This window comes from Streptomyces sp. NPDC093801, from assembly GCF_040701585.1.
Classification (GTDB): domain Bacteria; phylum Actinomycetota; class Actinomycetes; order Streptomycetales; family Streptomycetaceae; genus Streptomyces.
This window is the reverse complement of record NZ_JBFBDP010000090.1, coordinates 1-5051: the sequence shown is the minus strand read 5'-3', so window position 1 is coordinate 5051 and position 5051 is coordinate 1. Positions and strand designations below refer to the sequence as shown.

Annotated in this window: 4 protein-coding genes and 2 pseudogenes; 3 read left to right on the top strand and 3 right to left on the bottom strand. The window is 69.5% G+C overall.

Annotated elements, in window-relative coordinates:
* Nucleotides 1-88: 88 nt before the first annotated feature.
* Nucleotides 89-247, bottom strand: a complete 159-nt coding sequence (locus AB0469_RS40845; RefSeq protein ID WP_366456681.1) for a hypothetical protein — start codon at nt 245-247, stop codon at nt 89-91.
* Between the two features lie 706 nt (nt 248-953).
* On the opposite strand from AB0469_RS40845, the gene AB0469_RS40840 reads away from it, so the two are divergent.
* Nucleotides 954-2036, top strand: a complete 1083-nt coding sequence (locus AB0469_RS40840) for a serine hydrolase domain-containing protein (RefSeq protein ID WP_366456680.1) — start codon at nt 954-956, stop codon at nt 2034-2036.
* A 66-nt stretch (nt 2037-2102) separates the two neighbouring features.
* Nucleotides 2103-3668: pseudogene (locus tag AB0469_RS40835) on the top strand (IS1182 family transposase).
* A gap of 130 nt (nt 3669-3798) precedes the next feature.
* Here AB0469_RS40835 and AB0469_RS40830 read toward each other — a convergent pair.
* A complete protein-coding gene (locus AB0469_RS40830; protein ID WP_366456679.1) occupies nt 3799-4014 on the bottom strand; it encodes a hypothetical protein in 216 nt (71 codons plus the stop codon).
* A 277-nt stretch (nt 4015-4291) separates the two neighbouring features.
* On the opposite strand from AB0469_RS40830, the gene AB0469_RS40825 reads away from it, so the two are divergent.
* Nucleotides 4292-4507, top strand: a complete 216-nt coding sequence (locus AB0469_RS40825) for a DUF6207 family protein (RefSeq protein WP_366456678.1) — start codon at nt 4292-4294, stop codon at nt 4505-4507.
* 58 nt (nt 4508-4565) lie between these two features.
* Here the strand turns inward: AB0469_RS40825 and AB0469_RS40820 are convergent.
* Nucleotides 4566-5051, bottom strand: a pseudogene (locus tag AB0469_RS40820) (IS5 family transposase); the annotation flags it as partial.

The window sequence follows — 5051 nt, the reverse complement described above, 5'->3', positions numbered from 1 at the left end:
TCCACACCTACAATCACCACCGCGGACACACCGCGCTCGCAGGCAAACCACCCGCCAGCCGCGTCCCCAACCTCACCGGGCAATACACCTAGGCCTCGCGGCGGGCCTGGGCCGGCTGCGCGGACAGCCGCCGGTACATCGGCGGCGTGTGCGGCAGCACGCCCTCGGCCGCGAGCCGGTACATCACCTGTCGCAGCGTGACCTTGAGCGGCGCAAACCCGTCCACGATCTCCCTTGCTCGTTCCACGACGAGGGGCTACCGGATCCGTTCACGAGCCATACCGGTACATGTACCCCTGCGCGCGGCCGCCGGCCCCGGGATACAGGACAGACCTCTTCGTCCGGCTATCGCGGACAAAGAGGTGTCGTTTTCCGAAGAGGGCTTGCCCACGGCATCTGACCTGCGCGAATGAAAGATCACCAGATTCGGGGGGTCCCACTCGCGGTCACACCTGCGGTCCCCCGCCTAGGACAACCGTGCAGACAACCCTCCAGCCACCCTCCGGTGCAACCTCCTACGGAGGATCAGCGGGAGGGCTCCTAGGCTTTGTACCTCGCAGCGATAGTTGGCACTTCGCAGCCCAAACTGCCACCGCACATCGGTTCGCCCTGATGATCGTCCGGCGTCCGCGCGACGCTCCAGGTCACCGGCTCGAACCTCCGCCAGGGCCGGTGACAACTGGGCTGCGCAATCAGCGCTGGTGACAACAAGCTCGCGCATCTGGTGACAAGTACCTCAGAGCTCGACGTTTAACATCGCTGCTCTTCGTGTTTCTTGATCGTTTCAGCGCGTTTCGCTGACCTGCCGGGTTAGACGTCCCTGAGGCCGTCCGGGCAGAAGGGTCGGGGTGCGGTCGGGGTCGGGTCCGGGTGATCACCGATGGGCAACGCCTCTCGGGCGGCGGAGAGTTGGTGCCAGACCCCGCTGAGCAGCCCTTCTTCAGGAGACACCGATGAACGCACGCCCCCGCACCCTCCACCGCATCGCCGTCACCGGCATCGCCCTGGCGGCTCTCACCATCGGCGCGGGCGTCCCGGCAGCACTCGCCGCCCCCGCCTCCACCGCTTCCGCGGCCCACGACGGGCGGGCGGTCGCCCAAGATCCCGCAGCCATGCGGGAGCTGCTGGCGCGGCTGCCCGACGAGGTCTCCACGAGCGCGCTGGTACGGCTGTCCGGGAAGGGGCTCCGCACGCCGTGGACCGGGTCCGCCGGGCCGGTGGCACCCGAGGCGGTGGCCCCGATAGGCAGCGTGACCAAGCTGTTCACCGACACCTTGGTGCTCCGGCTCGCCGCCGAGCACCGGATAGCCGTCGACGCTCCGGTGCGCCGCTACCTGCCGGACCTGATACCCGCCGCGTACGCCGAAGTGACCGTACGGCAGCTCATGGACCACACCGGCGATCTGCCCATGGTCTCGGGAGGCCCCGCCGAGCCGCGCGAGGTGGTGCTCGCCTCCTTCGCCGCGGACGCAGCCGCCCGCCCGGACCGCATACCCGCCCCCGGCACGGTCCAGCAGTACAACGGGATGAACAGCTTCGTCGCCGGGCTGCTCGTGGAGCGGATATCCGGCCGAACGTACGAGGAGGAGCTGCAACGCCAGATCCTGCGCCCCCTGGGGCTGCGCCAGACGGGCATGTCGACGGATCCGCGCATGGCCTGGTACTGGGCGGAGGGCGGCCTGGTCTCGACCGCGGCGGACCTGGACCGCTTCATCACCGCCCTGCTGGGCGGCCGGCTGCTGCCGCCCGCCCAGCAGCGCCACCTGTACGAGGTCCCCGACGTCCCCAACTCCCCGACCAACACCTGCCTGTCGCCGAAGGCCTGCTTCAGCGCCGGCGGCCTGATGCGCCACGAGGCGGGCGGGACCACCGTCTGGGGCAAGACGGGCTCCGGCCTCGGCCGGTCGAGCGGTGCGTTCGCCACCGGTGACGGCGGCCGCCGACTGGTCTACACCTACACCCCTGCCGCCGGCGCGACCCGCCTCCAGCAGGTGAACCGTGTCGTCGAGTTCGTGAACGCGGGCTTCGCGGGCTAGGAAACTGATGAAGATGTTGGGTTCTGGCCCCGCCGCGTGAGCGGCGGGGCCAGACTCGTTCTCGTGGTGCAAGGGGAGTGGTTCGGGGAGACGGTCGGGCCGGATGTGTGGGTCACGTGCCGGGAGTTGATCCCGGCAGGGAGTGTGTTCGCGTTTCTGGCCGAGCATCGCGACGGGCTGTTCCCGGCGGTGACGTTCGCGGACATGTATCCGTCCGGGAATGGACGGCCGAGCATGCCGCCGCAGATCCTGGCCGCGGCGATCACACTGCAGGCCCTGCACGGGCTCTCGGACTTCGAGACGGTCCAGGAATTACGGTGTGACCTGCGGTGGAAGGCCGCCTGCGGGCTCGGCCTGCACGACATGGCGTTCGACCCGTCGCTACTGGCCTACTTCCGGCGTCGACTGGCCCGCTCCGCCCGCCCGAACCGGGTCTTCGAGGCGGTCCGCGAGGTCGTGAAGGCCACCGGTGTCCTCAAAGGCAAGCACCGGCGTGCGCTGGACTCCACCGTTTTGGACGACGCGGTCGCCACTCAGGACACCGTCACCCAGATCATCGCCGCGATCCGGGCGGTGATCAGGGAAGTCCCCACCGCTTATGAGGTGGCAGCGGTACAGTGCACCGCCCACGACTACACCGATCCGGGCAAGCCCCCCATCGCCTGGAACGACCCCCAAGCACGAGCCGCGCTGGTGGACGCCCTGGTCGGTGACGCGCTCAGACTGCTGGGCCATCTGCCCGAGCAGCAGCTGGGCGAGAAGGCCGCGAACGAGGTCGGCATCCTGGCCCTGGTTGCAGGCCAGGACGTCGAACCCGCCGAGGACTCCGACGGCCGCGACGGGCGTTGGCGGATCGCCCGGGGAACGGTCCACGACCGCACGGTGTCCACGGTCGATCCCGAGGCGAGGCACATCCACAAGAACCGCACCCGCCACCAGGAGGGTTTCCGCGCCCACGTGGCCTTCGAACCCGAGACCGGGCTGTTCACCGAGGTCGCCCTGACCGCCGGCAGCGGGGCCGGCAACCATGAGGCCGCCGTCGCCAGGACCTCCTCGCTGACGAGGACACCGCGGTCACCGCGTTGGGCGATGCCGCCTACGGCACCGGCGACCTGCGCGAACACCTCCAGGCCCAGGGCCACGACCTGGTCATCAAGCCGCCCCCGCTCAAACCCGCCGTCCCCGGCGGGTTCACCGCCGACGACTTCACCGTCGACACCGAACACGGCCAGGTCACCTGCCCCGCCGGACACACCGCACGGCTCGGCCGGCCACTGGCCAACGGCGCACGCCAGGCACAGTTCAGGAAACTGTGCGCCACCTGCCCGCTCAAGGACCGCTGCACCCGCTCCAAGACCGGACGAGTCTTCAGCGTCCACGCCAAGTACGACCTGCTCAAAGCCGCCCGCGACCAAGCCGCCACCGACCCCGGCTGGCAGGCCGAGTACCGCCGCTGGCGGCCACCGGTCGAACGTCGTGGCCAAAGGCAACCGTCGCGTCCCCTACCGAGGCGTCATCAAGAACAACACCTGGCTCCACAACCGCGCTGCCGCCCTCAACCTCCGCCGCCTGATCAACCTCGGACTCACCCGAACCAGCGGAACCTGGCACCTCACCCACGCCACCACATAAGCGAGAAGGCCGCCCGGCCTACGGCCGGACGGCCCTCCAACAAGATCTTCACGAGTCTTCTAGGCGGGGTTAAACGTCAAGCTGAGATGCCGGCGCGGAACCGCAGCTCAGCCGCCGCCGCTGGTGACATCTATCGCTGCAAGGCACAGGCTTCCGGGCCGGCGCCTCGCCACTCCACGAAGTCGGGGTCGGTGAGGTCCACGTCGTCGGCGTTCTCCAGCCCGGCGGCCGCGAGGAAGACCCGGATGTCGGCAGGCCGGTGCGCGACCCCGATGGCGACGCCGTCGTAGCGCACCCGGCGCCAGCCCTGCTCGTCGGGCGGGTAGACAATCAGCTTCGCGGACATGCGCCCAGCCTGTTCCCGTCGCACCCCACTGGCACCCGGCCGCGCGCGAACGAGTGAGGCGGTAGTTCACAGCCCCCAGAGAAAAGCCCCACCCGTGGCTTCGGCCCCGGAGTACGTTCGGACGCACGGGGTGCGGCCCTGGCCACCAGGGCCGCGACGGGGGCCGCACCCAGACAGAGCTTGCCGACCATGCGACACCCGCGGCCTGGGATCCCTCGTGCGAGTGGACCCGGGGCCGCCGGCGAACCGGTCCGGTCCCAATGCCGTCGCAGGGCTCATGAAGCCGATCGACGAGCAGCACATCGCGGAGCCCGGCCTGGTGGTCCTGGACATCACCGGCGGGGACGAGGACACCGTCCGGGCCGTCATGGCCGCGCTGGACGAGCGCTGGGCCACATCGGGTGTTGGCCCGGTGCGCCGGGATCCCGGCGAGCCCGGCGTCCGGGCCCGGATCTACGCCGACGTCCTGCGCCCGGGACGGCACAGCCCGTGAGTGGAGTCCGGGCAAGCCCTTCGTGAAGGGCTTGCCCAGGGTCGCCTAAGAAGTCATCTCATTTGGCGATTCTGCGGTAGCAGATGAGAGTGCAGGCGATGCTGGTGAAGGCGAGGAAGTGGTCGGCTTTGCGTTCGTAGCGGCGGTGGAGGCGGCGGCAGCCGGCGAGCCAGGCCATGGTGCGTTCGATGGTCCAGCGGTGGCGTCCGAGCCGCTGCGAGGACTCGATGCCACTGCGGGCTATGCGGTGCTTGATGCCGCGCTGACGTAACCATTTCCGCAGGTGGGCATAGTCGTAGCCCTTGTCCGCGTGGAGCTTGGCGGGCTTGCGTCGTCGGCGTCCGCGGCGTGAGCGGATGGGCGGTATGCCACGGACAAGAGGTTCGAGGGCCTGGCTGTCGTGGAGGTTCACGCCCGAGATTCCGACGGACAGGGGCAGACCGGTCCGTTCGGTGATCAAGTGGATCTTCGAGCCGTACTTGCCCCTGTCGACAGGATTCGGACCCGTCAGGTCCCCCTTTTCAGGGCCCGCATGTTCACCGAG

What these genes read in the sequence shown, in the direction of transcription:
- AB0469_RS40825 (WP_366456678.1), top strand. Translation starts at nt 4,292, where the DNA reads ATGAAGCCGATCGACGAGCAGCACATCGCGGAGCCCGGCCTGGTGGTC.
- AB0469_RS40840 (WP_366456680.1), top strand. Translation starts at nt 954, where the DNA reads ATGAACGCACGCCCCCGCACCCTCCACCGCATCGCCGTCACCGGCATC.
- AB0469_RS40830 (WP_366456679.1), bottom strand. Translation starts at nt 4,014, where the DNA reads ATGTCCGCGAAGCTGATTGTCTACCCGCCCGACGAGCAGGGCTGGCGC.